The organism is Acinetobacter sp. C13 (assembly GCF_016809775.1).
Lineage (GTDB): Bacteria > Pseudomonadota > Gammaproteobacteria > Pseudomonadales > Moraxellaceae > Acinetobacter > Acinetobacter pittii.
This window is the reverse complement of record NZ_JAFBJL010000005.1, coordinates 247,619-272,267: the sequence shown is the minus strand read 5'-3', so window position 1 is coordinate 272,267 and position 24,649 is coordinate 247,619. Positions and strand designations below refer to the sequence as shown.

Annotated in this window: 21 protein-coding genes; 4 read left to right on the top strand and 17 right to left on the bottom strand. The window is 39.2% G+C overall.

Going from position 1 to position 24,649, the window contains the following annotated elements; all coding sequences use genetic code 11:
- The 4 genes from JGE69_RS15275 to JGE69_RS15260 form a co-directional block, all read right to left on the bottom strand.
- Nucleotides 1-2,548: Ig-like domain-containing protein (locus tag JGE69_RS15275; protein ID WP_203250351.1), on the bottom strand; the 2,548-nt coding region annotated here is incomplete at its 3' end.
- 456 nt (nucleotides 2,549-3,004) lie between these two features.
- Nucleotides 3,005-4,507 (bottom strand): cation:proton antiporter, encoded by a 1,503-nt coding sequence (locus JGE69_RS15270; RefSeq protein ID WP_057075047.1) that lies wholly within the window; start codon nucleotides 4,505-4,507, stop codon nucleotides 3,005-3,007.
- A 236-nt stretch (nucleotides 4,508-4,743) separates the two neighbouring features.
- Nucleotides 4,744-5,643, bottom strand: a complete 900-nt coding sequence (locus tag JGE69_RS15265; RefSeq protein WP_005064570.1) for a neutral zinc metallopeptidase — start codon at nucleotides 5,641-5,643, stop codon at nucleotides 4,744-4,746.
- Between the two features lie 27 nt (nucleotides 5,644-5,670).
- Nucleotides 5,671-6,600, bottom strand: coding sequence for a DUF808 domain-containing protein (locus JGE69_RS15260; protein WP_005072929.1), 930 nt, complete (start codon nucleotides 6,598-6,600; stop codon nucleotides 5,671-5,673).
- Nucleotides 6,601-6,808: 208 nt separating this feature from the next.
- Here JGE69_RS15260 and trpS point away from each other — a divergent pair, with 208 nt between their 5' ends.
- Nucleotides 6,809-7,822 (top strand): tryptophan--tRNA ligase, encoded by a 1,014-nt coding sequence (gene trpS, locus JGE69_RS15255; protein WP_002116097.1) that lies wholly within the window; start codon nucleotides 6,809-6,811, stop codon nucleotides 7,820-7,822.
- Nucleotides 7,823-8,232: 410 nt separating this feature from the next.
- Here trpS and sucD read toward each other — a convergent pair whose 3' ends face one another.
- From sucD to sdhC, 10 genes are all read right to left on the bottom strand, one after another.
- Nucleotides 8,233-9,123, bottom strand: a complete 891-nt coding sequence (gene sucD, locus JGE69_RS15250; protein WP_000114637.1) for a succinate--CoA ligase subunit alpha — start codon at nucleotides 9,121-9,123, stop codon at nucleotides 8,233-8,235.
- Between the two features lie 14 nt (nucleotides 9,124-9,137).
- Nucleotides 9,138-10,304, bottom strand: coding sequence for an ADP-forming succinate--CoA ligase subunit beta (sucC, locus tag JGE69_RS15245; protein ID WP_001048573.1), 1,167 nt, complete (start codon nucleotides 10,302-10,304; stop codon nucleotides 9,138-9,140).
- Between the two features lie 148 nt (nucleotides 10,305-10,452).
- Nucleotides 10,453-11,886 (bottom strand): dihydrolipoyl dehydrogenase, encoded by a 1,434-nt coding sequence (lpdA, locus tag JGE69_RS15240; protein ID WP_199113981.1) that lies wholly within the window; start codon nucleotides 11,884-11,886, stop codon nucleotides 10,453-10,455.
- A gap of 61 nt (nucleotides 11,887-11,947) precedes the next feature.
- Nucleotides 11,948-13,144, bottom strand: a complete 1,197-nt coding sequence (gene odhB, locus JGE69_RS15235; protein ID WP_005064561.1) for a 2-oxoglutarate dehydrogenase complex dihydrolipoyllysine-residue succinyltransferase — start codon at nucleotides 13,142-13,144, stop codon at nucleotides 11,948-11,950.
- Entirely contained in the window at nucleotides 13,144-15,984 is a 2,841-nt protein-coding gene (locus JGE69_RS15230; RefSeq protein ID WP_174724133.1) for a 2-oxoglutarate dehydrogenase E1 component, read from the bottom strand. Before JGE69_RS15230 ends, odhB begins: the two co-directional genes overlap by 1 nt.
- Nucleotides 15,985-16,141: 157 nt before the next feature.
- On the bottom strand, nucleotides 16,142-16,270 hold the full coding sequence (locus tag JGE69_RS15220) for a hypothetical protein (protein ID WP_002116082.1): 129 nt from the start codon (nucleotides 16,268-16,270) through the stop codon (nucleotides 16,142-16,144).
- 283 nt (nucleotides 16,271-16,553) lie between these two features.
- Nucleotides 16,554-17,264, bottom strand: coding sequence for a succinate dehydrogenase iron-sulfur subunit (locus JGE69_RS15215; RefSeq protein WP_002116292.1), 711 nt, complete (start codon nucleotides 17,262-17,264; stop codon nucleotides 16,554-16,556).
- 14 nt (nucleotides 17,265-17,278) lie between these two features.
- Nucleotides 17,279-19,114, bottom strand: a complete 1,836-nt coding sequence (sdhA, locus tag JGE69_RS15210) for a succinate dehydrogenase flavoprotein subunit (RefSeq protein ID WP_002116225.1) — start codon at nucleotides 19,112-19,114, stop codon at nucleotides 17,279-17,281.
- A 12-nt stretch (nucleotides 19,115-19,126) separates the two neighbouring features.
- Nucleotides 19,127-19,492 carry a succinate dehydrogenase, hydrophobic membrane anchor protein gene (sdhD, locus tag JGE69_RS15205; protein WP_000833672.1) on the bottom strand — a complete coding sequence of 122 codons (366 nt, stop codon included), beginning with the start codon at nucleotides 19,490-19,492 and terminating at the stop codon, nucleotides 19,127-19,129.
- Nucleotides 19,492-19,893: a succinate dehydrogenase, cytochrome b556 subunit gene (sdhC, locus tag JGE69_RS15200; RefSeq protein WP_075384165.1), complete on the bottom strand. Its 402-nt coding sequence runs from the start codon at nucleotides 19,891-19,893 to the stop codon at nucleotides 19,492-19,494. Before sdhC ends, sdhD begins: the two co-directional genes overlap by 1 nt.
- 474 nt (nucleotides 19,894-20,367) lie before the next feature.
- On the opposite strand from sdhC, the gene JGE69_RS15195 reads away from it, so the two are divergent.
- Entirely contained in the window at nucleotides 20,368-20,493 is a 126-nt protein-coding gene (locus tag JGE69_RS15195) for a hypothetical protein (RefSeq protein ID WP_017400187.1), read from the top strand.
- Between the two features lie 343 nt (nucleotides 20,494-20,836).
- Complete coding sequence (gene gltA, locus JGE69_RS15190; RefSeq protein ID WP_002116327.1) at nucleotides 20,837-22,111, top strand: citrate synthase; 1,275 nt, start codon at nucleotides 20,837-20,839, stop codon at nucleotides 22,109-22,111.
- Nucleotides 22,112-22,186: 75 nt separating this feature from the next.
- Here gltA and JGE69_RS15185 read toward each other — a convergent pair whose 3' ends face one another.
- Nucleotides 22,187-22,672 carry a DUF1289 domain-containing protein gene (locus tag JGE69_RS15185; RefSeq protein ID WP_057070527.1) on the bottom strand — a complete coding sequence of 162 codons (486 nt, stop codon included), beginning with the start codon at nucleotides 22,670-22,672 and terminating at the stop codon, nucleotides 22,187-22,189.
- 111 nt (nucleotides 22,673-22,783) lie between these two features.
- On the opposite strand from JGE69_RS15185, the gene JGE69_RS15180 reads away from it, so the two are divergent.
- Nucleotides 22,784-23,716 (top strand): rhodanese-related sulfurtransferase, encoded by a 933-nt coding sequence (locus JGE69_RS15180; protein ID WP_005064553.1) that lies wholly within the window; start codon nucleotides 22,784-22,786, stop codon nucleotides 23,714-23,716.
- A gap of 125 nt (nucleotides 23,717-23,841) precedes the next feature.
- Here the strand turns inward: JGE69_RS15180 and JGE69_RS15175 are convergent, their stop codons facing one another.
- Nucleotides 23,842-24,366: a YecA family protein gene (locus tag JGE69_RS15175; protein ID WP_002116105.1), complete on the bottom strand. Its 525-nt coding sequence runs from the start codon at nucleotides 24,364-24,366 to the stop codon at nucleotides 23,842-23,844.
- Between the two features lie 74 nt (nucleotides 24,367-24,440).
- Entirely contained in the window at nucleotides 24,441-24,647 is a 207-nt protein-coding gene (locus JGE69_RS15170) for a PA3496 family putative envelope integrity protein (protein ID WP_002116495.1), read from the bottom strand.
- Nucleotides 24,648-24,649 lie beyond the last annotated feature (2 nt).

The window sequence follows — 24,649 nt, the reverse complement described above, 5'->3', positions numbered from 1 at the left end:
CTACAACACTTGCTGTACTACCGTCCGGATAAGTTACTGTTACTGTTGAACCAGGTTCTGCCGTACCTGTAATTGGGTCTGTCCCGTTAACCGGGTCAATCACTGGTGCTGCTGGAGCAGCTGTATCCAGTGTATAAGTTTGTGTATCGTTAACTGTGCTGCTATTACCTGCTGCATCAGTGAAGGTTACTTTAGCATCAATCGTTTTATCTGTATCAGCAACCAAACCGCTGCCAGGTACACTTACTGTCCATGTACCTGCTGCACTATCTACAGTCGCAGTATACGTCTGGCCATTGATCACAACAGTGACTACTGTATTTGCTGCATCTGCCGGAACATTTTTCAATACACCTGTAACAGTGACATTGCCTGACGCTTCTGATGCATTAATTACATTATCAGAAGTAACAGAATCAACTGCAAAGTTGACACCAGCTGTATTTGGTGCAGCTGTGTCAACAGTCACAACACCTGTATCAGTACCTTTATTACCTGCTGCATCAGTTGCAGTCACGGTAACAGTGTGTGGTCCATCGGTGAGTATTGGCAGTGTATTGTCTGCAAGCGTCCAGGTGCCGTCACCGTTATTTACTGCAGGATAATCAACACCATCAATAGTAACTACAACAGTCGCTGTTGGGTCACTTACAGTACCTGTTAATGCAGGAGTGTTATCATTTGTAGATACATCTTCAAGTGCAACCGTTGGTACTGAAGTATCAAGTGTGTATGTTTGTGTATCGTTGACAGTACTGCTATTACCTGCTGCATCTGTAAATGTTACAGTAGCATCAATGGTTTTATCTGCATCAGCCTCCAAGCCACTGCCAGGCACATTTACTGTCCATGTTCCTGCTGCACTATCTACAGTTGCAGTATAAGTCACCCCATTCACAACAACTGTTACTACAGTATTGGTTGCATCTGACGGAATATTTTTCAAAACACCTGTAATAGTGACATCACCAGCCGCTTCTGATGCATTAATTACATTATCAGAAGTAACAGAATCAACTGCAAAGTTGACACCAGCTGTATTTGGTGCAGCTGTGTCAACAGTCACAACACCTGTATCAGTACCTTTATTACCTGCTGCATCAGTTGCAGTCACGGTAACAGTGTGTGGTCCATCGGTGAGTATTGGCAGTGTATTGTCTGCAAGCGTCCAGGTGCCGTCACCGTTATTTACTGCAGGATAATCAACACCATCAATAGTAACTACAACAGTCGCTGTTGGGTCACTTACAGTACCTGTTAATGCAGGAGTGTTATCATTTGTAGATACATCTTCAAGTGCAACCGTTGGTACTGAAGTATCAAGTGTGTATGTTTGTGTATCGTTGACAGTACTGCTATTACCTGCTGCATCTGTAAATGTTACAGTAGCATCAATGGTTTTATCTGCATCAGCCTCCAAGCCACTGCCAGGCACATTTACTGTCCATGTTCCTGCTGCACTATCTACAGTTGCAGTATAAGTCACCCCATTCACAACAACTGTTACTACAGTATTGGTTGCATCTGACGGAATATTTTTCAAAACACCTGTAATAGTGACATCACCAGCCGCTTCTGATGCATTAATCACATTGTCAGCTGTTACAGAATCAACCGAAAAATCAACCTCATCTGTATTAGGTGCAGCCGTATCAATCGTATAAGTTTGAGTATCTTTAACAGTACTGCTATTACCTGACGCATCTGTAAACGTTACAGTAGCATCAATGGTTTTATCTACATCAGCTGTTAAACCACTACCAGGTACGCTTACTGTCCATGTACCTGCTGTTTTATCTACAGTTGCATTATAAGTTACCCCATTAATAACAACTGTAACGGCCGTATTGGCCGCATCTGCTGGAATGTTTTTCAGAACACCAGTAATCGTGACATTACCAGCTGCTTCTGATGCATTAATTACGTTATCTGAAGTAACAGGATCAACCGAGAAAGTGACTCCATCTGTATTTGGTGGAGTGGTGTCAGCAGGTGTTGAGTCATCATCATTATCACTATTCGATGCTGCAGCGATAATACCGCCCGCAACTAAAGGAATAGCTGCCCACAACCATGGGTTTACACCTGCATCGTGATAAAGTAATGGTTCTATTGAGGAAATAGGCTGGTAAATAACGTCAGATACCAACTCTTGTGGTGCTTCTGCCGGTAAAGCAGCAGGTAAATCCTCAGCTACCAGTGCTTGTGGTTCCACATCACTGTCAGCATCAGCGTCAGCATCAGCATCGGCGTCCGCATCATTTTCAGCATCTTTGAATTTTGCCCAAATCAACTGTCCATTTTCATCTTGAAAAACCAGGCTGTTATCTTTAGGCTCAGCTGTCCCACTAAAGAAGTCTTCAATAACAATGGTTTGGCCATTTTTTAGCCGAATAACTGCATTGGTACCCTCCCTATTTACTACCAACACATCACTGGCAGCTACTTTTACCAATACGACCGATGCTTCTGAAAGTTTTGCAGAAGTTCCCTCTGTTGTTGCTAAGGTTTTATGATTGTCCTTAGCAATAATTTGTATTTCAGGCATATCTATATTCCTTTTATATTATTGATTTAAATGATTTTATGTATAATTCTTTTTACTTAATCTTTCTAAGTTTTTGACCTACAACTTAAAAACATTAAGTAATGTGATCATTTTTACATTAAACACTTTAAAATAAAAAAAACAAATACTAAAGTACCTAAAGAAAAAATTTTAATTAATAGAAATTATATATAAGTCTTCGTTAAGTTTTTCTTATGTTAATTTAATGAAAAATCACGTTAAACGTTTTATATATAAAACAAATTTATTATTTTTCTATTTACCATTTGTTGAAAAATCATTTAATTAAAATATTCATATAACAATTATTAATATCTTAATAAAATAAAATATATTATTAATGATATATATAGAAAAAAAGGCTCTAGGCAATATTTTACTATTACACTAAAACCTCATTTTTAAATATCTTATAAAATTTAAAACTGTTTATATTTAGAAATTATCAGGACTCTCAAATCTTTTTACTTCTTGTAACTTATTCGGGTCATGCATTGTTGCAATTCCATCCTCAGTTTTTTGGTCTACAAGAATATCTGGATTAAAAACGGTGATTGTTTCTCTACCCAGCGCATCCTCTCCAACAATATACTGAAAACCTCTTCTATTCATCTTATGGCACAATCTTTGATAGAAACCTTTTAAGCCTTCAGTTTCTTCATTGGGATTGTAATAAAAAGCATTCATCACAGCTGGTAAGCCTAGGCCGCACACAATACCTGATAACAGTACACTAATAAATGTATAACCAATCAGGATACTACTATAGGGACTTAAGGCGGGGATATTGGCTACTGCTAAAATCAATGCAAGTGAAATTCCTCCTCGTACCCCACCCCAAGAGAGAATGGTCAAACTACCGTTGTAACTTTTCATTTTCCGCATATTCGGAAAAAAGGCAAAAGCCATAAAATTAGCAGCAAAGCGAGAAATATGAAGAATAAAGAACGCAACAATACCGCCTAAAATCAAGCTAAAGTTTAAATCAAGGATAAATAACTCTAAGCCAATTAAAGTAAATAAGAATGAGTTAATAATTCCTTCTACTGTATGCCAGAAATGATTAACTTCTTGAATCTCTCGCTCTTCTCGTATTTCTTTCCATTTGTTCCCAACAATTAAACCGCCAATTACACAAGCAATCGGTGCTGATGCATGTGCAAACAAAGCAACCAAATATGCTCCACTTGCAAGTAAAGCTGTTGTTAAAATCAGGGACTCCATTTCGTGTTTACCACGTAATAGACGCAACACCCCTACCCCAAATGCCCAACCAATCCCGACGGCGACAACAATTTCATAAAGTAGAGCTTCTAATGTCGCTACTAATGAAAAATGTTCACCCTGTAAAACATTAAGTAAAGTCATAAACAATGCAATACACATTGCATCATTAAATAATGATTCACCTTCTAGCTTAACAATTAAATGATGTGGTGCTCTAATTGAACTAAGCACACCTTTAATACCAATTGGGTCTGTTGCCCCTAAAGCCGCACCTAAAAGTAATAGCACCAGAATTGGCACATGATATCCAACCAGTAATTGGAATCCGTAAAGTAAACTGCCAAATAATACGGCGCAAAGTACTAAGGCAATTGTTGCTAAAATACTAATTTGTTTCCAATAACTTTTTAGATCTGAAATTTTAAATTTGAGTGCAGAAGAAGTTAGAATAAAACAAATAACACCATTAATTAAAAAATCATAAAAATCGATATGTCGTACTGCTTCTTCAATATTATGAATGTTAATGGTAATAAACTGGTTACCGTTTAGTAAGCTGGCACCCCACTGTAGAATAAAGACAAAAATTGCTGAGACCAGAGGAACACCAATCGCCTGTGGAAAGCCTAAAATACGCTTATTAAAGATCGTGGTTGCAATTGATAGTGCAAAAACCACTGTAAACGCTTGTAATAGAAAAAAATTACCCATGAATACCCTTCTTCTGGGTCAACGACCAAATAAACAACTTTGCTAGATCGACCAAACTTAATAAAAAGCTGACATAAACAATGCCATAATCATAAAAAACAGAAATTAGGACACAAGTTTACCGAATTGATTGAACAATCTATCAATCTGTTAAATTTCTTAACATTATTTATAGTTATGATCTAAAAAAGATGAGCTTATTAAATTATGTTTAACAAGACTCATCCTATAAAATTTTAAACTGGATTATTAAAAGTATCACATTGATTAATATCACCAGTTTTTAAACCAACCTGAAACCAATGCATTCGCTGTTCACTACTACCATGAGTAAAGCTATCTGGAACGACCTGCCCCGTAGAACGCTTCTGTAAATAATCATCTCCAATTTTTTGAGCAGCATCCATCGCTTCCTCAATGTCACCTTGCTCTAAAAATTGAGTTCGCTGTTGATTATGACTCGCCCAAATACCCGCTAAACAGTCAGCTTGTAATTCTTGACGAACAGATAATTGGTTACCTTCTCTTTGACTGACTTGTGCACGAGCTTGCTGGACTTGCGATGAAATACCAAGCAAGGTTTGAACATGGTGCCCTACTTCATGTGCAACCACATAAGCTTGTGCGAAATCGCCAGCCTGATCTTCCCTAGAAAGTTCAGTTTGGTTCTGCTCACCAGAAATTCCCATTTGCTGACGCATATCTTTAAAGAATTCTGTATCGATATAAACCTTTTGGTCTGCAGGACAATAAAATGGCCCCATCGCAGATTGGGCAGTACCACATCCTGATTGAGCTATTCCACTAAACAAAACTAATTTAGGTGGCGTATAGCTTTTACCTAACTGTTTAAATATAGGAGTCCAAGTATCTTCCGTATCAGCCAAAACCGTTCCAACAAAATCCGAGGCTTCTTTTTGCTCGGCCGTTAAACTTTCTGGCGCAGTTGCATTTGATTGTTGTGAAGCAGTAACTTGCTGCGTTGCTTGATAAGCCTGCTGTGGGTCAACACCAAAGAACTTCCACGCGACAAATGCAACAACCAAACCAATAATACTGATACCGCCTGCTCTAACACCGCCACCACCTCGACGGTCCTCAACATTGCTACTAATTCGTCGACCTTTCCAGCGCATAATTTCCCTCTTCTTTTTAGAATGGCATCATGAACCCGATGCTTTTTTAGGCCACATTTTTTGTATTAAGCTCACAATTAATAGAACAATTGCACCTGCAACAAGTCCTATTCCAAAGTTAATCAATGTTGGTGTTAAAGCACCAATGATGTTACCCACTGCTGGTATTGTTTCCACATGATCCACTGTGTCTTCAGTTAAGTGATGAAGCAATGGAATCGTATGATTAATAATCCCGCCACCCACTAAAAACATTGCAATAGTGCCCACGATTGAAAGTAATTTCATCAAAATAGGAGCAAAAGCTAATAGGCCTCGACCTATAGTTTGTTTAAATGAGGTCGACTGTTCTGTTAAATATAATCCCAAATCATCAATCTTAACAATCATACCAACTAGGCCATAAACGCCAATCGTCATTACAACTGCAATAACACTTAAAACGCTTACTTTGGTCATTAAAGTAGCCGTAGCAACTGTACCGAGCGTAATCACCACGATCTCAGCCGATAAAATAAAATCAGTTCTTACTGCTCCTTTTATTTTTTCTTTTTCAAAAGTTGCTAAGTCTAATTCTTCAGTTTCAAGCTCTGCTTTTGCTTCCTCTGATGTAGAAGCTTTTTTATGCATAATTGTATGAAGAACTTTCTCTACTCCCTCATAACATAAAAATAAGCCTCCGAGCATTAATAGCGGATTAATAAGCCAAGGTGCAATCACACTAATTAACAATGCTAAAGGAACTAAAATAAGCTTATTAACAAATGAACCTTTGGCCACCTTCCAAACAATAGGTAGTTCACGATCTGCACGCACACCTGTTACTTGCTGAGCATTTAAGGCCAAATCGTCACCTAAAACTCCAGCAGTTTTCTTGGCTGCCATTTTGCTCATTAAAGCAACATCATCTAAAATTGTTGCTATATCATCTAGTAATAAAAGTAAGCCACTCGCCATTTCTTATCCAAGTTTGTATTTATTAAGGCTATTGTAAGATGATTTTTTTGAATTTCTGTAATTTTACTGAATAAATTCACAATATTATTTTAAGAAAAGTTTCCCCAATCGCTGACGAAAAAAATTTATTTCCCGTACAATAATGCCAATCTTTTATATTACAGGGCTTACTACCCCTGATTAAGCCAATACGATAGTGGAATAAATAATGAGTAATGTTGATCAGCGTCCAATTATTTTGACAGGCGACCGCCCAACCGGACAACTTCATCTTGGGCATTTTGTCGGTTCTTTGCGTTCTCGTGTAGGTTTACAGGATAGCCATCATCAACATCTCTTATTAGCAGATGCACAAGCATTAACAGATAATGCAGATAATCCAGATAAAGTTCGTCGTAATATTCTAGAAGTTGCTCTAGATTATTTAGCTGTAGGCATTGATCCAACAAAAACTACCATTTGTGTTCAGTCTTGCTTGCCAGCACTCAATGAACTCACAATGCTCTATCTTAACTTTGTGACAGTTGCGCGTTTAGAACGTAACCCGACCATTAAATCTGAAATTCAAATGCGTGGTTTCGAGCGTGACATTCCAGCTGGTTTCCTCTGCTACCCTGTTGCACAAGCGGCTGATATTACTGCTTTCAAAGCAACTGTGGTTCCAGTTGGTGAAGATCAGATTCCAATGATTGAACAAACCAATGAAATTGTACGTCGAGTAAATCGCCAAATCGGTCAAGATCTTTTGCCTGAATGTAAAGCTTTGCTTTCTAATATGGCACGTCTACCTGGTTTTGATGGTAAAGCGAAAATGTCTAAATCATTAGGCAATACCATCGTTTTAAATGCTTCTGATAAAGACATTAAAAAAGCTGTTAATGCGATGTACACCGATCCAAATCACCTTCGTATTGAAGATCCAGGTCAAGTTGAAGGCAATATTGTATTTACTTATTTAGATGCATTTGATCCAAACAAAGAAGAAGTTGAAGAGTTAAAAGCTCACTATCGTCGCGGTGGTCTTGGTGACGGTACAGTTAAAAAACGTCTTGAAGGTGTCTTAAAAGAGTTAATTACACCTATTCGTGAACGTCGCGAAGAACTTGCTAAAGATCCTGACTATATTATGGATGTTTTACGTCAAGGTACAGATAAGTGCCGTCTTATTACTCAACAGACTTTAGACGAAGTTAAAGATGGTTTAGGTTTATTTAAATTTTAATTCTCGTTAGAAATTAAAAGCCCTTCGGGGCTTTTTTTATTTATTAGATTCAATAATATTCATTTTTTAGAATTACTAATGTATTGATAGCCATTCACAGGCTTTTACCCTATTAACGTGAAGTAACACTTATTAACGCTAATAGCGATGAAGAATATCTTAACTTTATCTATTATCCTCTATGTAGGTTACATCATATGAGCCTCACGACATTTCTCCTTAAACCGAAACTGTTTTTACAGATTCGTTGTTCTACGCAATGATCACCCCAATCATTGCGTATTTTTTTGCCTAAAAATTTTATTTATGAATTAGCTATACTTATAAAAACTCTTATTTTTCTTTAATAAATAAAAAAACACCGCATCATTTTTCAGATGCGGTGCTTTTTAAGATTCAGCGTAAAGCGATTAAGCTAAACCTTTCTCTTTTAAAACTTGCAACATAGTTGAACCAAGCTCAGCTGGGCTACGAGTGTAAGCCATACCTGCTTTTTCAAATGCAGCGAATTTCTCTTCAGCAGTACCTTGACCACCAGAAATAATCGCACCAGCGTGACCCATACGCTTACCTTTAGGAGCAGTTACACCAGCAATGTAACCTACTACAGGCTTAGTCACGTTAGATTTGATGAATTCAGCAGCTTCTTCTTCCGCTGTACCACCGATCTCACCGATCATGATGATTGCATCAGTATCTGGATCATCTTGGAACAATTGAAGCGCTTCGATTTGGTTCATACCTGGGATTGGGTCACCACCGATACCGATACAAGTAGACTGACCTAAACCAAGCTTAGTTGTTTGAGCAACAGCTTCATAAGTCAATGTACCTGAACGCGAGATGATACCAATACGACCTGGTTGGTGAATATGACCAGGCATAATACCAATCTTACATTCACCCGGAGTGATCACGCCTGGACAGTTAGGACCAACTAAACGAGTACCGTTACCGTTAGTTTCTAAGTAGCGTTTTGCTTTAAGCATGTCGATTGTTGGAACACCTTCAGTGATCACAACGATTAGGCCAACACCTGAATCAACCGCTTCAACGATTGAGTCTAAAACGAATGGAGCTGGTACATAGATTACAGATGCATCTGCATTTGTTTCACGTACAGCTTCTTTCATTGTGTTGAATACTGGTAGGTCAAGGTGAGTAGTACCGCCTTTACCCGGAGTAACACCACCAACAACTTTTGTACCGTAGTCTAAAGCTTGTGCAGAGTGGAAAGTACCGTTTTTACCAGTAAAACCTTGTACCAATACTTTAGTGTCTTTATTAATTAATACGCTCATGATTGATACTCCCCTTACGCTTTAACTGCAGCTACAACTTTTTCTGCGGCATCAGACAAGCCGTTTGCAGAAATTAATTTCAAACCAGATTCATCAAGTAATTTAGCACCTAACTCAGCGTTGTTACCTTCTAAACGAACAACAACTGGAACAGTTACGTTTACTTCTTGAACCGCTGCAATAATCGCTTCAGCAATCATGTCACAACGTACGATACCACCAAAGATGTTGATTAAAACACCTTGTACAGATGTATCAGCAAGGATGATTTTAAACGCTTCGATTACGCGCTCTTTAGTTGCGCCGCCACCAACGTCAAGGAAGTTTGCAGGCTGACCACCATAAAGTTTAATGATGTCCATAGTTGCCATTGCAAGACCAGCACCGTTAACCATACAACCGATGTTACCTTCTAAAGCAACATAGTTAAGATCAAATTCAGATGCTTTTAATTCACGCTCATTCTCTTGAGATTTGTCACGTAAAGCAGCAACTTTAGGTAAACGGTAAAGCGCGTTAGAGTCGATACCTACTTTCGCGTCTACACATAAAATTTCGCCATTTTCACGAACTGAAAGTGGGTTAATTTCAAATAAAGCAAAATCATTTTCAACAAATGCTTGGTAAGCAGCTGTCATGATTTTTACGAATTGACCGATTTGTTTGTCTTTCAAACCTAAAGCAAACGCAACTTCACGTGCTTGGAATGGTTGTAAGCCAACTAATGGATCAACTTCAACTTTGATAATTTTTTCTGGAGTTTCTTCAGCAACTTTCTCGATTTCTACACCACCTTCTGTAGAAGCCATGAAAGTAATACGACGGCTAGAACGGTCTACAACCGCACCTAAGTAAAGCTCACGCTCAACTGGGTATACGTCTTCAGCAACAATAATGCTGTTTACTGGTTGACCATTTGCATCTGTTTGATACGTTACAAGACGAGTACCAATGATATTGTTTGCAAATTCGATAACGTCTTCTTTAGATTTTGCAACTTTAACGCCACCAGCCTTACCACGACCACCAGCATGAACTTGCGCTTTCATTACCGCGAATTTACCACCAAGCTGTTCAAATGCAGCAACTGCTTCGTCTGCATTGGTAGCCAAGATACCTTCTTGTACTGGCATACCATATTCTTTCAATAACGCTTTAGCTTGATACTCATGTAAGTTCATTTAGTTACCTACTTAACTTTGTTTGTTGTCTTCAATTTGCGCAACATTCTCATGTTACATATGCAAATTGCTGTCTACGTCTTTCACCTTGATGCTTTTTTAATCACACCATCGAATGTGAAAAAGAGCGGAGAACCCGCTCTTTATTTTATTTACGCTTACGTTGAATCGCGTGAATTGCACGACCATCTACAGCAAGTGCAGCTTCATGAACAACTTCAGAGAATGTTGGGTGACCAAAAGTCATCAACTGAAGATCTTCAACTGAAGATACAAATTCAAGAGCGATCATACCTTGGTGTACGATATCAGATGCAGCAGGTCCAATAACATGCATACCTAATAAACGGTCAGTTTTTGCATCAGCAACAAACTTAACAAAACCAGCACCTTCACCCGCTGCTAAAGCACGACCATTTACAGCAAAACCGAATTGACCAGTTTTAACTTCATGACCTTTTTCTTTAGCTTGTTCTTCAGTTAAACCAACCCATGCCGCTTCCGGATGTGTATAGATAACAGAAATGATTGTGTCATAGTTCACTTGAGCTGCGTGACCGTGGATACGCTCAACAGCCATTACACCTTCTTCCATTGCTTTATGAGCAAGCATTGGACCGCGAACCAAGTCACCAATCGCATATACACCTTCTACAGAAGTTGCACAGTGATCGTTTACTTCCACTAGACCACGTTCAGTCAATTTAATGCCTGAATCTTCAGCCAATAAACCTTCAGCATAAGCTTTACGGCCAACACAAACGATTAACTTGTCAAAAGTTTGAGTTTTTTCTTCGCCGCCTTGAGTGTATTTAACAGTCACTTCACGACCATTAATTTCAGTACCAGAAACTTTAGCACCGATACGAATATCAAGACCTTGCTTAGTTAAAAGTTTTTGGTAGTCTTTTGCCAAAGCTTTATCAGCCATTGGTAAGAATGCATCCATTGCTTCAAAAACAATAACTTCAGCACCAAGACGACGCCAAACAGAACCAAGCTCTAAACCGATTACGCCTGCACCAATTACACCTAAACGCTTAGGTACTTCTGGGAAGTTCAATGCACCAGTTGAATCAACAATAATATCTTGATCTACAGGAGCTACTGGAATATTTACAGGCACAGAACCAGACGCAAGAATAACGTATTTAGGTTCTAAAACTTGAGTTTCACCTTCATGAGAAACGAACTCAACTTTTTTACCAGCAAGTAATTTACCAGTACCTTTTAACCATTCAATGCCATTGCCTTTAAGCAATTGATCAATACCACCAGTTAATTGGTCAACAATTTTGTCTTTACGAGCAAGAAGCTTAGCAAGATCAAAATTCACTTCACCTGTAGTGATACCGTGATCAGCTAAGTGATGTACTGTATCTTCGTAACGGTGAGAAGAGTCAAGTAATGCTTTAGAAGGAATACAACCTACGTTTAAGCATGTACCACCTAAAGATGGCTTACCGTTGTGAATACGTTTTTCGATACAAGCGACTTTAAAACCTAGTTGAGCAGCACGAATCGCAGCTTCATAACCACCAGGACCACCGCCAATAACAACAAGATCAAATTGTTGAGACATTGTTTATCTCCATGGTCCGAGATAGAGGATCACTCTACCTCGGTAATATTATTCGAAGAAATTAAAGATCAAGGATGAGTTTAGCTGGCTCTTCTAACAATTCTTTGATTGCTACCAAGAAACCTACAGCTTCTTTACCATCGATCATACGGTGGTCATAAGAAAGTGCTAAATACATCATTGGCAAGATTTCAACTTGACCATTTACAGCCATAGGACGCTCTTGGATTTTGTGCATACCCAAAATACCAGTTTGTGGCTGATTCAAAATTGGAGTTGAAAGTAATGAACCGAAAGTACCACCGTTAGTGATTGTGAAAGTACCACCAGTCATTTCTTCGATAGATAATTTACCATCACGTGCTTTAGCAGCATATGCACCAATACCAGATTCAACTTCTGCATAGCTCATACGATCAGTATCACGTAATACTGGTACAACAAGACCGCGATCAGAAGATACTGCAACACCGATGTCGTAGTAACCGTGATAAACGATATCGTCGCCATCAATTGAAGCGTTTACAGCTGGGTAGCGTTTAAGCGCTTCAGTTGCTGCTTTAACGAAGAATGACATGAAGCCTAAGCGAGCGCCATGACGCTTTTCAAAAGCATCTTTATATTGCTTACGCAATTCCATGATTGGCTTCATGTTAACTTCATTGAATGTAGTTAACATTGCAGTTTCTTGAGTTGCAGCAAGAAGACGCTCAGCTACACGCTTACGTAAACGAGTCATTGGAACACGTTTTTCGATACGCTCACCAACAGCTACGCTCAATGGAGTAACATTAGCAGCTGGTTTAGCTTGATGGTTTGCCACATCTTCTTTAGTGATACGACCACCACGACCAGTACCTTGTACGTCAGCAGCAGCAATACCAGATTCAGTTAATGCTTTACGAACTGCAGGAGCTTGATCAGATACAGTTTCTGTACGCTCAACAACAGGCGCTGCACCAGCTTGAGTTTGAGCAACTGCTTGCTCTACTGCTGCAGGAGCAGCCGCTGCTGCACCAGCACCAGCTTCAAACTGAGCAATTACTTCGTCAGAAAGAACTGTATCGCCTTCATCTTTAATGATTGCAACTAAGCTACCATCAGCAGGAGCAACAACTTCTAAAACAACTTTGTCGGTTTCAATATCACAGATCACTTCATCACGTGATACAGGTTCACCCACCTTTTTGTGCCAAGTTGCGATGGTTCCATCTGCAACAGACTCTGGGAATACCGGTGCTTTAATTTCGGTTGCCATTATTGAGAATCTCCTGATTGTTCAGCTTCGATTGCCAATGCATCATTAATTAGCTGAGCTTGTTGTTTTGCATGCAAGTACGGTGAGCCACAAGCTGGTGCAGCAGAAGCTTCACGACCTGCAAAACTGATACGGATTTGTTTGCCAGATTTTAAGATATCGTCATATAAACGCGGTGCGATAAATAACCATGCGCCTTGGTTCTTCGGCTCTTCTTGTGCCCAAACAAGTTCTTTCACGTTTGGATATGCAGCCAAGATTTCCGCAAGACGTTGCTCTGGATATGGATACAACTGTTCAATACGTACAATTGCGACATTAGTTAAGTTTTGTTCACGACGTTTTTCAAGTAAGTCGTAATAAACTTTACCGCCACAAAGTACAAGACGAGTTACATCTGACTTATTAATTTGATCGATTTCGTCAATTACAGTTTGGAATGAACCATTCGCAAGCTCTTCTAAAGTAGAAGTCGCAAGTTTATGACGAAGTAAAGATTTCGGTGACATTACAATCAATGGCTTACGAATTGGGCGTACAGCTTGACGACGTAATGCATGGAAAATCTGAGCAGGTGTCGTTGGAGTGATCACTTGCATGTTGTCTTCAGCACATAACTGTAAGAAACGTTCTAAACGAGCTGATGAGTGTTCTGGGCCTTGACCTTCGAAACCGTGTGGTAACAACATTGTTAAGCCACAAACACGTTCCCACTTAGTCTCACCAGAAGCAATAAACTGGTCAATCACAACTTGAGCACAGTTTACGAAGTCACCAAATTGTGCTTCCCAAATAATCAAGCTCTTAGGAATTGTAGTTGCGTAACCATATTCGAATGCAAGAACTGCTTCTTCAGATAAAAGAGAGTCGTAAATCGCAAAACGTGGTTGGTTCTCTTTCACATGACAAAGTGGAATGTAAGTTGAACCATCAGCTTGGTTATGCAATTTCGCATGACGGTGTGAGAAGGTACCACGACCCACGTCTTCACCAGTAATACGAACTAGATAATCTTCATCTAATAAAGTTGCATAAGCTAAAGTTTCTGCTGCACCCCAGTTTAATGGAGTTTCACCAGTTTGCATTTTTACGCGGTCTTCAATTACTTTTTGAACCTGACGCTGCATTACAAACCCTTCAGGAAGTTTGCTCATGCCCTCGCCTAATTCTTTTAAGCGATTTAAGTCAAATGAAGTATCCCAATCGTCTGTGTAGTCATGGCCCAAATATGGCGTCCAATCAACAAACATTTTGGTATTTGGTTCAAGAATCAATGCATTTGCTACATGATTACCCGCTTCTAGATCAGAACGGTAATCTTCAACCATTTGGTCTGCTTCAGCACGATCAAGTACTTTCTGTTGAACAAGTTGATCAGCATAAAGTGTACGAGTAGTCGCTTTCTTCGCAATTACTTGATACATCAATGGCTGTGTACCAGATGGCTCATCTGCTTCGTTATGGCCACGACGACGATAACAGAACAAATCGATAACAACATCTTTACGGAATTCGTGACGGAAATCATGTGCTAATTGAGTAGCAAAGATAACAGCTTCAGGATCATCGCCATTTACATGGAAAATTGGCGCCTGAATCATTTTAGCAACGTCTGTACAGTATTCTGTAGAACGTGCATCACGAGGATCAGAAGTTGTGAAACCTACTTGGTTGTTCACAATAATATGAACTGTACCACCAACCGTATAGCCACGAGTTTGTGACATCTGGAAGGTTTCCATGTTCACGCCTTGACCTGCAAATGCCGCATCACCATGAACAATAACTGGTAAAACGTCATCACCGCCAATGTCTCTACGACGTACTTGACGTGCACGTACAGAACCTTCAACTACAGGACCAACAATTTCCAAGTGAGATGGGTTAAATGCTAATGCCAAGTGAACTTCGCCACCTGGAGTCATTACATTACTTGAGAAACCTTGGTGGTATTTAACGTCGCCAGAACCTTTTTTATGAATTGATTTACCTTCGAACTCACCAAATAAGTCCGCAGGGTTTTTACCCATAATATTCACAAGAAGGTTTAAACGGCCACGGTGTGGCATACCAATAACAACTTCTTTACAACCTACAGCACCAGCACGCTGAATAATCTCGTTTACCATAGGAATAAAAGATTCGCCGCCCTCAACACCAAAGCGTTTAGCACCGACGTATTTATTACCAAGATATTTTTCAAGACCTTCAGCAGCAGTTAAACGCTCTAAGAAGCCTTTCTTTTGATCATTTGTGTAATTGAATTTACCACGGGCACTTTCAAGACGTTGTTGAATCCAACGTTTTTCTTTTGTGTCCACGATATGCATGTATTCAACACCGATCGAACCACAATAGATTGCTTCCATTGCTTCAATCATTTCAGCAAGCGTTGCTTCGCTTTTGCCGATTTCAAGATTGCCGGTATTGAATACAGTGTCTAAATCTGATTTGGTTAAACCGTGAGCTGAAAGATCTAAATCTGGAATCTCTTCACGCTTAGCAAGACCTAATGGATCTAATTTAGCTTTTTGATGTCCGCGATTACGATAAGCAGCAATAAGTTGTAAAACGCCAATTTGACGACGCTCATGCTCAGTACTTACAGTACTTTGTACAACAGGTTGAACACGATTAGCATTACGTCCTAGTAATAGGAATTGCTCACGCACAGCGCTGTGTGGTTGGTCACCCTTTGGATATTTATCGAAATATTGGCGCCAGTCCTCAGCTACAGAGGTTGGGGAAGTCAGGTACTGCTCGTAAAGTTCTTCAATATACGCTGCACTATCAGCGGAAAGTTCAGTGTCAAGACGCAATGCGTCAGCAACTTCTTGCATTTGTGGACCCATTTCCTATTGCAAAAAATATTACAGGCTGCCTTTTAAGCACACCCATGATGCATAATGCCAAATTGGTAAAAAAGGCATTACTTACCCAACAGGTCTCTAAGACCATGGGGCGTCATACTACCTAGAGAGAAAACTCCATAGGTAATTAATGAATCACAACGCCCTCAATGGCATCATCACTCACCTTATACTCGATTAAAACCGAGCAATTTTTTGCAAATCTTTTTAGAAAAATTAACTTTAAAATTAACTTTTCTAAAATGACTTTAACCATAAAAATTAAGCACAGATCTAAGATCGTGCTACTTAAATTAATTTCACTAGTATACGCTTTTTTCACCTATAACTTTGTGGCAAATCGTATCATGTTCTTAAACAACGATTGATTTTTTTGACACATACCACCTATAAATTGGCGAAATACATAAGCGATTTTATCTTTTAATATATGGTGCAATATATAAAATCCTCGCTCATTTCGACCAAAGTCTAAAGTTTACATTATAAAATTAAAAAAAAACGCACATCAAGGATGCGCGTTTTCTATTTGTGCAGAATTAACCCGCTTGATCTAATAGCATGTTACGGATGTGACCGATTGCTTTAGTAGGGTTTAGACCTTTAGGACATACTGACACACAGTTCATAATACCTTTACAACGGAACAAACTGAATGGATCGTCAAGACGAGCCAAACGATCTGCAGTAGCAGTATCACGAGAGTCGATAATAAAACGGTATGCATTCAACAATGCTGAAGGACCCAAGAATTTATCAGGGTTCCACCAGAATGATGGGCATGAAGTTGAACAACACGCACAAAGAATACATTCATACAAACCATTTAAGTGTTCACGCTCTTCAGGAGACTGTAAACGCTCTTTAGGTGGAGCTGGTTGGTTATTGATCAAGAATGGCTGAATTTTGTCATATTGATCATAGAATTGGTTCATATCAACAACCAAATCTTTAACAACCGGCAAACCTGGTAATGGACGAATTACAATTTTCTCAGGCAGGTCATTTAAATTCCATAAACAAGCCAAACCATTTTTACCATTAATGTTTACACCATCCGAACCACAAATACCTTCACGGCATGAACGACGGAACGTTAATGATTCATCTTGAACCTTCAAAGCAAGTAATGCATCAAGCAACATACGGTGCTTATCAGTCAATTCAAGCTTGAAAGTTTGCATGTACGGCGCTTTATCCTTATCAGGATCATAGCGGTAGATTTCGAATGTACGAGTACCTCTACTCATCTTTATACTCCCGATTAGAATGTACGTGGTGCTGGTGGAATTGCATCAACAGTCAACGGTTTGAAGCGCACAGGCTTATATTCCAAACGATTGTCTGATGAATACCATAAAGTATGCTTCATCCACTCATCATCACGGCGACCGTATGAATAAGTTGGGTGATCAGCTGGCAATTCATAGTCAACTACAGTATGCGCACCACGACACTCTTTACGCGCAGCAGCTGAAATTAATGTAGCTTTTGCAACTTCATATAAGTTTTCAACTTCAAGCGCTTCAACACGTGCAGTGTTAAATACTTTAGATTTATCTTTCAAATGAATGTTGCGCACACGTGGCTCAAGAGCAAGAATCTCTTTAACACCTTTATCAAGCAAAGCTTGAGTACGGAATACACCAGCGTGGTCTTGAACGATATCACGAATCGCATCAGCAACTTCTTGTGCATTTTCGCCAGAAGTTGATTCATCCAATTTACGTACGCGATCTAAAGTTTGCTCTAATACGTTTGTTGGAAGTGGTGCATATTCATCACCATGATGCTTAGTTACGTAGTCGATAATGTGCTCACCAGCAGCTTTACCAAATACAACCAAGTCAAGAAGTGAGTTAGTACCTAAACGGTTTGCACCATGTACTGATACACATGAACATTCACCAATTGCATAGAAACCTTTTACAGGTTTAGTGTAATTGTCTGTACCTGCTTCAGGTAAGCACACTTGACCATGCATATTTGTAGGAATACCACCCATTTGATAATGGATTGTTGGTACTACAGGAATTGGTTCTTTAGTAATGTCAACGTTCGCGAATTTTTTACCAATCTCAAATACAGATGGTAAACGCTTCATGATTGTGTCAGCGCCCAAGTGAGTCATATCTAGTAAGATATAATCACCTTTTGGACCACAACCACGACCCTCTTTAATTTCTTGGTCCATAGAACGTGATACGAAGTCACGTGGAGCCAAGTCTTTTAAAGTTGGTGCGTAACGTTCCATGAACGGTTCGCCGTCTTTGTTACGAAGGATTGCACCTTCACCACGACAACCTTCAGTTAACAATACGCCTGCGCCCGCAACACCCGTAGGGTGGAATTGCCAGAATTCCATATCTTGTAATGGAATACCAGCACGAGCAGCCATACCAAGACCGTCACCAGTATTGATATAAGCATTTGTTGATGCACGGTAAACACGACCAGCACCACCGGTCGCAAACAATGTCGCTTTTGCTTGGAATACTGCGATATTACCAGTTTCTTGGTCAATCGCTGTTACACCAAGAACATCACCTGCTTCGTTACGGATCAAATCAAGCGCGATCCATTCAACGAAGAACTGAGTACCCATTTTCACGTTGCTTTGATAAAGCGTGTGTAATAATGCGTGACCAGTACGGTCAGCAGCAGCACAAGCACGTGGAACTGGTTTATCACCATAGTTCGCAGAGTGGCCACCGAACGGACGCTGGTAAATTGTACCATCAGCGTTACGGTCAAACGGCATACCCATGTGTTCAAGTTCATACACAACTTTTGGTGCTTCACGACACATAAATTCAATTGCGTCTTGGTCACCTAACCAGTCAGAACCTTTTACCGTATCGTAAAAGTGGAAATGCCAGTTATCTTCTTGCATGTTACCTAACGACGCACCGATACCGCCCTGAGCAGCAACTGTATGTGAACGTGTTGGGAAAACTTTAGTAAGTACTGCAACTTTCAAACCTGCTTGAGCAAGTTGGTAAGAAGCACGCATACCAGAACCACCACCACCAACGATAACTGCATCGAAAGTGAGGTTTTGAATATTTGAATAATCTTCTTTAGGGGTTATCGCGCCCATGATATCTTCCTATCAATTCGCCCAGAAAATCTGGATACCCCAGATTGCGTACACAAACACTGCAATAATGACAGCCGTCGTCAGTACAAGGCGTAAACCTTTCGCTGAAGGACCCATTTGACGAGTAGTGACATAGTCAGTGAAAACTTGCCACATACCAATCCATGCGTGTGCGATAAGCGATAAAATTGCCAATAAAGAAAAAATCTTCATTGGTAATGTCATCATGAAGCCAGCCCACTGTTGATAGTCAAATCCACCTTTGCAGAGAATCCAACCAAAAAGAACAACAGTATAAGCTGCTAATACAACCGCACTTACACGCTGGATAAACCAATCACGAGAACCTGAACCAGTTAAACCTGTAGCACTTTTCATTAGAACATAATCCATACAAAGGCTGCGATAATGGCTACCACAGATAAGATCAATGAAATTGTCGCTGCAATACGACCACTTTGCAGTTCTTCAGCAAAACCTAAATCTGCAAGTAAGTGCTTAACTCCAGCAATAAAGTGGAATATCAAGCCGGCTGCAAATACCCAAACAACGAAACGTACAAGGATATTTCCAAAAACGACATTTTTAACGTAGTCAAATCCTTCTGGTGAAGATAATGATTTATCTAGAATCCATAAGAGAACTGGTACTAATAAGAAAACGATGACACCTGATAAACGGTGTAAAATTGATGCAATAGCCACGGGTGAGCGTAAATTTACCGCTAACACCTGACCCATGGACAAATTGACAGGTCTGTTGCTTTTCACAGCGGGCATCCTGTAGGTAGAAACTCCGACCGGAGTTTGTTGAATTAATTCCAAGGAAAGCTGGCATTGTTAGGCAAGCACAGCTCATGCCTAACCTATAAACGACACTGAATTATAAAACGCGAAGTATCAAAATACAAACAATCCACTTTGCCATTTCAGCAAAAAACCATTAAATAAGAATCATTCAAAACAATATTACATTATTAGGTCAATAAAAAAACTATACCTATACACATCATGTCCTTGTTTAAAATAACTTTTTATTTAATTTCATTTTTTCTGAAATTTCTTTTAAATAAGCCGATTTTAGACTAAAGATAAAGTTATAAATTCCTCATATCAATAGAAAAATGATCGCAATACCCTCCTATTTTCAATGTGAGCCACATTTCAAATAAGTGAACAGACTTATATTTCACATAGATATTAAGCGATCTACACTAATTTTTCGAAAGTGAATTTCATTAAAAAACAGTTCTTATGATTTTAAACTCGTCTGATAAGCTATTTTTTATACAATTAAACTTAAAAAAAGAACAATATTCTTTGTTACAACTAAATAAAAATACAATTTTTTTTGAGTATAAATTTGAAATTACACCATGAGTTTTATGATTTTTTTAAGCAGATTGGCATTTTCTACCGCCTTATTATTCTAAATTGCAATTTATAAATTTGCTTACAATTGTACTCATCCTTCATTTTTTTTCTGCACGTTCTTGTTGAATTGACTTATTATACCATCCCGATGCAGTGATTTTACTGACTTTTTTGCTCGGGTCTTGATGACTAACTCTCTGTGGGAACGTCATTTTTTATCCATAAGTATAATTGACAAAATTTCAGTACTCACTAATCTTATAGCAAATTTTGACACCGTCTGATTCGCACATGAGAACATTAGGATTTCGAGTCAGATCAACATTCACCAGGACAGGAGATCTATTGAATGTCTGAAGCAAATGGCAAAAAAGCCGTATTACATCTTGATGGCAAAGAAATTGGATTACCAATCTACAGTGGCACTTTAGGTCCAGATGTAATTGATGTCAGCAGCATACTGAAAGAAGGTCATTTTACTTTCGATCCTGGTTTTATGGCGACAGCCGCATGCGAATCTAAAATTACTTTCATTGATGGTGACAAAGGTATTTTATTACACCGCGGCTACCCAATTGATCAGTTAGCAACTCAAGCAGACTACCTTGAAACTTGTTATTTATTATTAAATGGCGAGCTCCCAACTGCTGAACAAAAAGTTGAGTTTGATACGAAAGTACGTGCTCACACTATGGTTCACGATCAAGTTAGCCGTTTCTTCAATGGTTTCCGTCGTGATGCTCACCCAATGGCAATCATGGTTGGTGTTGTAGGTGCATTATCTGCGTTCTATCATAACAACCTAGATATTGAAGACATCAATCACCGTGAAATCACTGCAATTCGCTTAATTGCAAAAATTCCAACGCTTGCTGCTTGGAGTTACAAATACACAGTAGGTCAACCATTCATCTATCCACGTAACGATTTAAGTTATGCGGAAAACTTCTTGCACATGATGTTTGCTACTCCTGCTGACCGTGATTACAAAGTTAATCCTGTTCTTGCTCGCGCAATGGATCGTATTTTCACGCTTCATGCTGACCATGAGCAAAATGCTTCTACATCTACAGTACGTCTTGCTGGTTCTACTGGTGCAAACCCGTATGCATGTATCTCTGCTGGTATCTCTGCACTTTGGGGACCTGCTCACGGTGGTGCAAACGAAGCAGTTCTTAAGATGCTTGATGAAATCGGTAGCGTTGAAAACGTTGCAGAGTTCATGGAAAAAGTTAAACGCAAAGAAGTTAAGCTTATGGGCTTCGGTCACCGCGTTTACAAAAACTTCGACCCACGCGCTAAAGTAATGAAGCAAACTTGTGACGAAGTTCTTGAAGCTTTAGGCATCAACGATCCTCAATTAGCACTTGCTATGGAACTTGAGCGTATCGCATTGAACGACCCGTACTTCGTTGAGCGTAAACTTTACCCTAACGTAGACTTCTACTCAGGTATCATCCTTAAAGCGATTGGTATCCCAACAGAAATGTTTACTGTAATCTTCGCTCTTGCTCGTACAGTTGGTTGGATCAGCCATTGGTTAGAAATGCACAGCGGTCCTTACAAAATCGGTCGTCCTCGTCAGCTTTATACTGGTGAAACTCAACGCGACATCAAACGTTAATATTCGAAAGAAAATTAATGAAAAAAAAGCTGCCTTCTGGCAGCTTTTTTATTTACGTCTTTTTCTACTTTAGGTCTATTCTTCTTCATACATAGTTAACAAGTGATGGCTAATTCCATCTGCTCGCAACCAAGCCAACTCATAGCTCGCTTTAGCCAAAGCTAAAACACGTCGTTCAAACTCACCCCATATTGTTTTAACTTGAGACTCCGAAATACCCAAACCACTCTCGTGTGCTAGATGTTTATTCTTTTCACATATTTTTAAGGCATGGTAAAGCTTACGACCCTGGCTCGCCCCTTCCATTAACCGAACACGCTTACTTAAAATAAAGCCTTCAACATGCTGTAAGTCTGCATGAGGCAACATCGGTACTAAGATTTGATTCAATTGATCATCTAAACGCTTCCATACAGCTAAACGCTGCTCTGCCGTATAAGTGTTCCATTGAATCACCTCGTGGTTAAAACGGCGACAACCACGACAAACCTGATCACCAAAAACTGTTGAACAACGCCCTGCACATGGGGTGAGAGAGAGCGTTCGATGATCATTACTCAAAACAAACTCCTTAAATAAACCATATACTTTTTATGGTTTTCTCGCTTATTACTAATTTTCGCGCTAAAATATGCGCCTTAAATTTCTATCTTAATACATTTGGAGTTTTCCATGAACGCTACTGTAGAACAGCTTGCACCTGTAGAACAGCAAGCGACCGCAGGTTGGGTTGTTGCAGCACTATATCAATTTAAAGAAGTTCAAGATCCTGCCGATCTTCAACAACGTTTATTAGACTTAGTGAAAACAATTAACCTCTGTGGAACTCTGATTGTAGCAGGTGAAGGAATTAATGGTACTGTTGCTGGTGATCGCGTAGCAATTGATACACTACATCAGTTTTTGCTCAATGAAGGCTTTGGCGCTATGGAATACAAAGAATCCCATAGTTCTGACAAACCTTTCCGCAAAATGAAAATTAAACTTAAAGAAGAAATTGTGACTTTAGGTGTTGAGGTTAAACCTCGTGACTTAGTCGGTCACTATCTTGATCCTAAAGAGTGGAATGATTTAATCGCACGTGATGATGTAATTTTAATCGACACACGTAATGATTACGAATATAAAGCGGGTACATTTAAGGGTGCAATTGATCCTAAAACAGAAACATTCCGTGAGTTTCCAGAATACGTCAAGAAAGAATTAGAGCAACATAAAGACAAAAAAATTGCGATGTTCTGTACTGGTGGTATTCGCTGTGAAAAATCAACTTCTTTACTTCTTCAAGAAGGATTTAAAGAGGTTTACCATCTTAAAGGCGGTATCCTTAAGTACCTAGAAGAAACCCCTGCTGATGAAAGCTTATGGGAAGGCGAATGCTTCGTATTTGACGGCCGTACTGCTGTAACTCATGGTGTAGAGGAAGGCGTGAATATTAAATGTCATGCTTGTGGTTGGCCTTTAACTCCTGAAGAGTCTGCTCTACCAAGTTACGAACACGGTGTTTCTTGCGTTTATTGCATCGACAAAACCACTGAAAAGCAAAAAGCTGGTTTCCGTATGCGCCAGTCACAAATTGCTGCTGCAAAGCGTAAACGTCTATAAAACTATAAAATAGTTTTCAAAGGGGCACTTAGATTTCTAACTGCCCTTTTTTATTTTATATCACTTAATTTTTCGTAATAAAAAACGCCCTAGAAAGGACGTTATTTATTATTTCTTCTAATAAATTAATTTGGCGTATGATACATCAAGTATAATTCATTCAAATTATCTGGGATTTCTTCTGCCAGCTCATCCATTAACTGTCCATTACGACGGAAAGATTCCATCTGTGGATCTTCTTCATCAATTCCACTAAATACCATCATTGGTAAAGTTAAATCAATTAATTGTTCTTCATATTCAGGTGCAAACCATGCATCTTCATTTAAGAACATCGCATCAACAAATCCAACACTCCAGTCGCCTAAGCTAGACTCAACATCAGCTTCTTCAATTTCAAACGGAAATTCAATTCCATTTTCATTTGCTAAGTCTTGTCGAATTGATTCTAACCACGCTTTGATCTGCTGAATAATTTCGGCAGGAACTTTCTTATGGTTATTATCGAATAATTCATCTAACCAACGATCAAACTGAGGGCCTACTGCAATTGCACACAGAAAACCATGAGTTGCAGCGAAATCCAGACCATACTCATTGTGGTCTCCATCTAGATATTCACTTAATTGGTCTAAATCTAACGCACTCATTGTGTTACCTGACTATAAAAAAGAAATCTACGATAGCATAGCATCTAAGCTGACGATGCCCTATTCAGATTTGATTAGTCTTCATCATCAAGATCATCATCGTCTAAATCGTAATCAAAATCTTTTAACTCACGCTCTAAACGGCGTTGAGCCAGTAGATCATCAATTAATCTACGTTTTTCTAATGATTCTTTCGCAGTGATTTTGCCTGATGACTCATCAAAACCGACATCATCATCATCACCGTAGTTATCATCTAATTCAAAATCTGTAGAAGACACTA

Coding starts and splice junctions, on each gene's coding strand:
- JGE69_RS15265 (WP_005064570.1), bottom strand. CDS start 5,643: ATGCGCTGGAAAGGTCGACGAATTAGTAGCAATGTTGAGGACCGTCGA.
- JGE69_RS15195 (WP_017400187.1), top strand. CDS start 20,368: ATGATTTTAAACTCGTCTGATAAGCTATTTTTTATACAATTAAACTTA.
- JGE69_RS15270 (WP_057075047.1), bottom strand. CDS start 4,507: ATGGGTAATTTTTTTCTATTACAAGCGTTTACAGTGGTTTTTGCACTA.
- odhB (WP_005064561.1), bottom strand. CDS start 13,144: ATGGCAACCGAAATTAAAGCACCGGTATTCCCAGAGTCTGTTGCAGAT.
- sucC (WP_001048573.1), bottom strand. CDS start 10,304: ATGAACTTACATGAGTATCAAGCTAAAGCGTTATTGAAAGAATATGGT.
- JGE69_RS15180 (WP_005064553.1), top strand. CDS start 22,784: ATGAACGCTACTGTAGAACAGCTTGCACCTGTAGAACAGCAAGCGACC.
- JGE69_RS15260 (WP_005072929.1), bottom strand. CDS start 6,600: ATGGCGAGTGGCTTACTTTTATTACTAGATGATATAGCAACAATTTTA.
- JGE69_RS15220 (WP_002116082.1), bottom strand. CDS start 16,270: ATGGTTAAAGTCATTTTAGAAAAGTTAATTTTAAAGTTAATTTTTCTA.
- gltA (WP_002116327.1), top strand. CDS start 20,837: ATGTCTGAAGCAAATGGCAAAAAAGCCGTATTACATCTTGATGGCAAA.
- JGE69_RS15230 (WP_174724133.1), bottom strand. CDS start 15,984: ATGCAAGAAGTTGCTGACGCATTGCGTCTTGACACTGAACTTTCCGCT.
- sucD (WP_000114637.1), bottom strand. CDS start 9,123: ATGAGCGTATTAATTAATAAAGACACTAAAGTATTGGTACAAGGTTTT.
- JGE69_RS15215 (WP_002116292.1), bottom strand. CDS start 17,264: ATGAGTAGAGGTACTCGTACATTCGAAATCTACCGCTATGATCCTGAT.
- sdhC (WP_075384165.1), bottom strand. CDS start 19,893: ATGCCCGCTGTGAAAAGCAACAGACCTGTCAATTTGTCCATGGGTCAG.
- JGE69_RS15175 (WP_002116105.1), bottom strand. CDS start 24,366: ATGAGTGCGTTAGATTTAGACCAATTAAGTGAATATCTAGATGGAGAC.
- sdhD (WP_000833672.1), bottom strand. CDS start 19,492: ATGAAAAGTGCTACAGGTTTAACTGGTTCAGGTTCTCGTGATTGGTTT.
- lpdA (WP_199113981.1), bottom strand. CDS start 11,886: ATGTCTCAACAATTTGATCTTGTTGTTATTGGCGGTGGTCCTGGTGGT.
- sdhA (WP_002116225.1), bottom strand. CDS start 19,114: ATGGGCGCGATAACCCCTAAAGAAGATTATTCAAATATTCAAAACCTC.
- trpS (WP_002116097.1), top strand. CDS start 6,809: ATGAGTAATGTTGATCAGCGTCCAATTATTTTGACAGGCGACCGCCCA.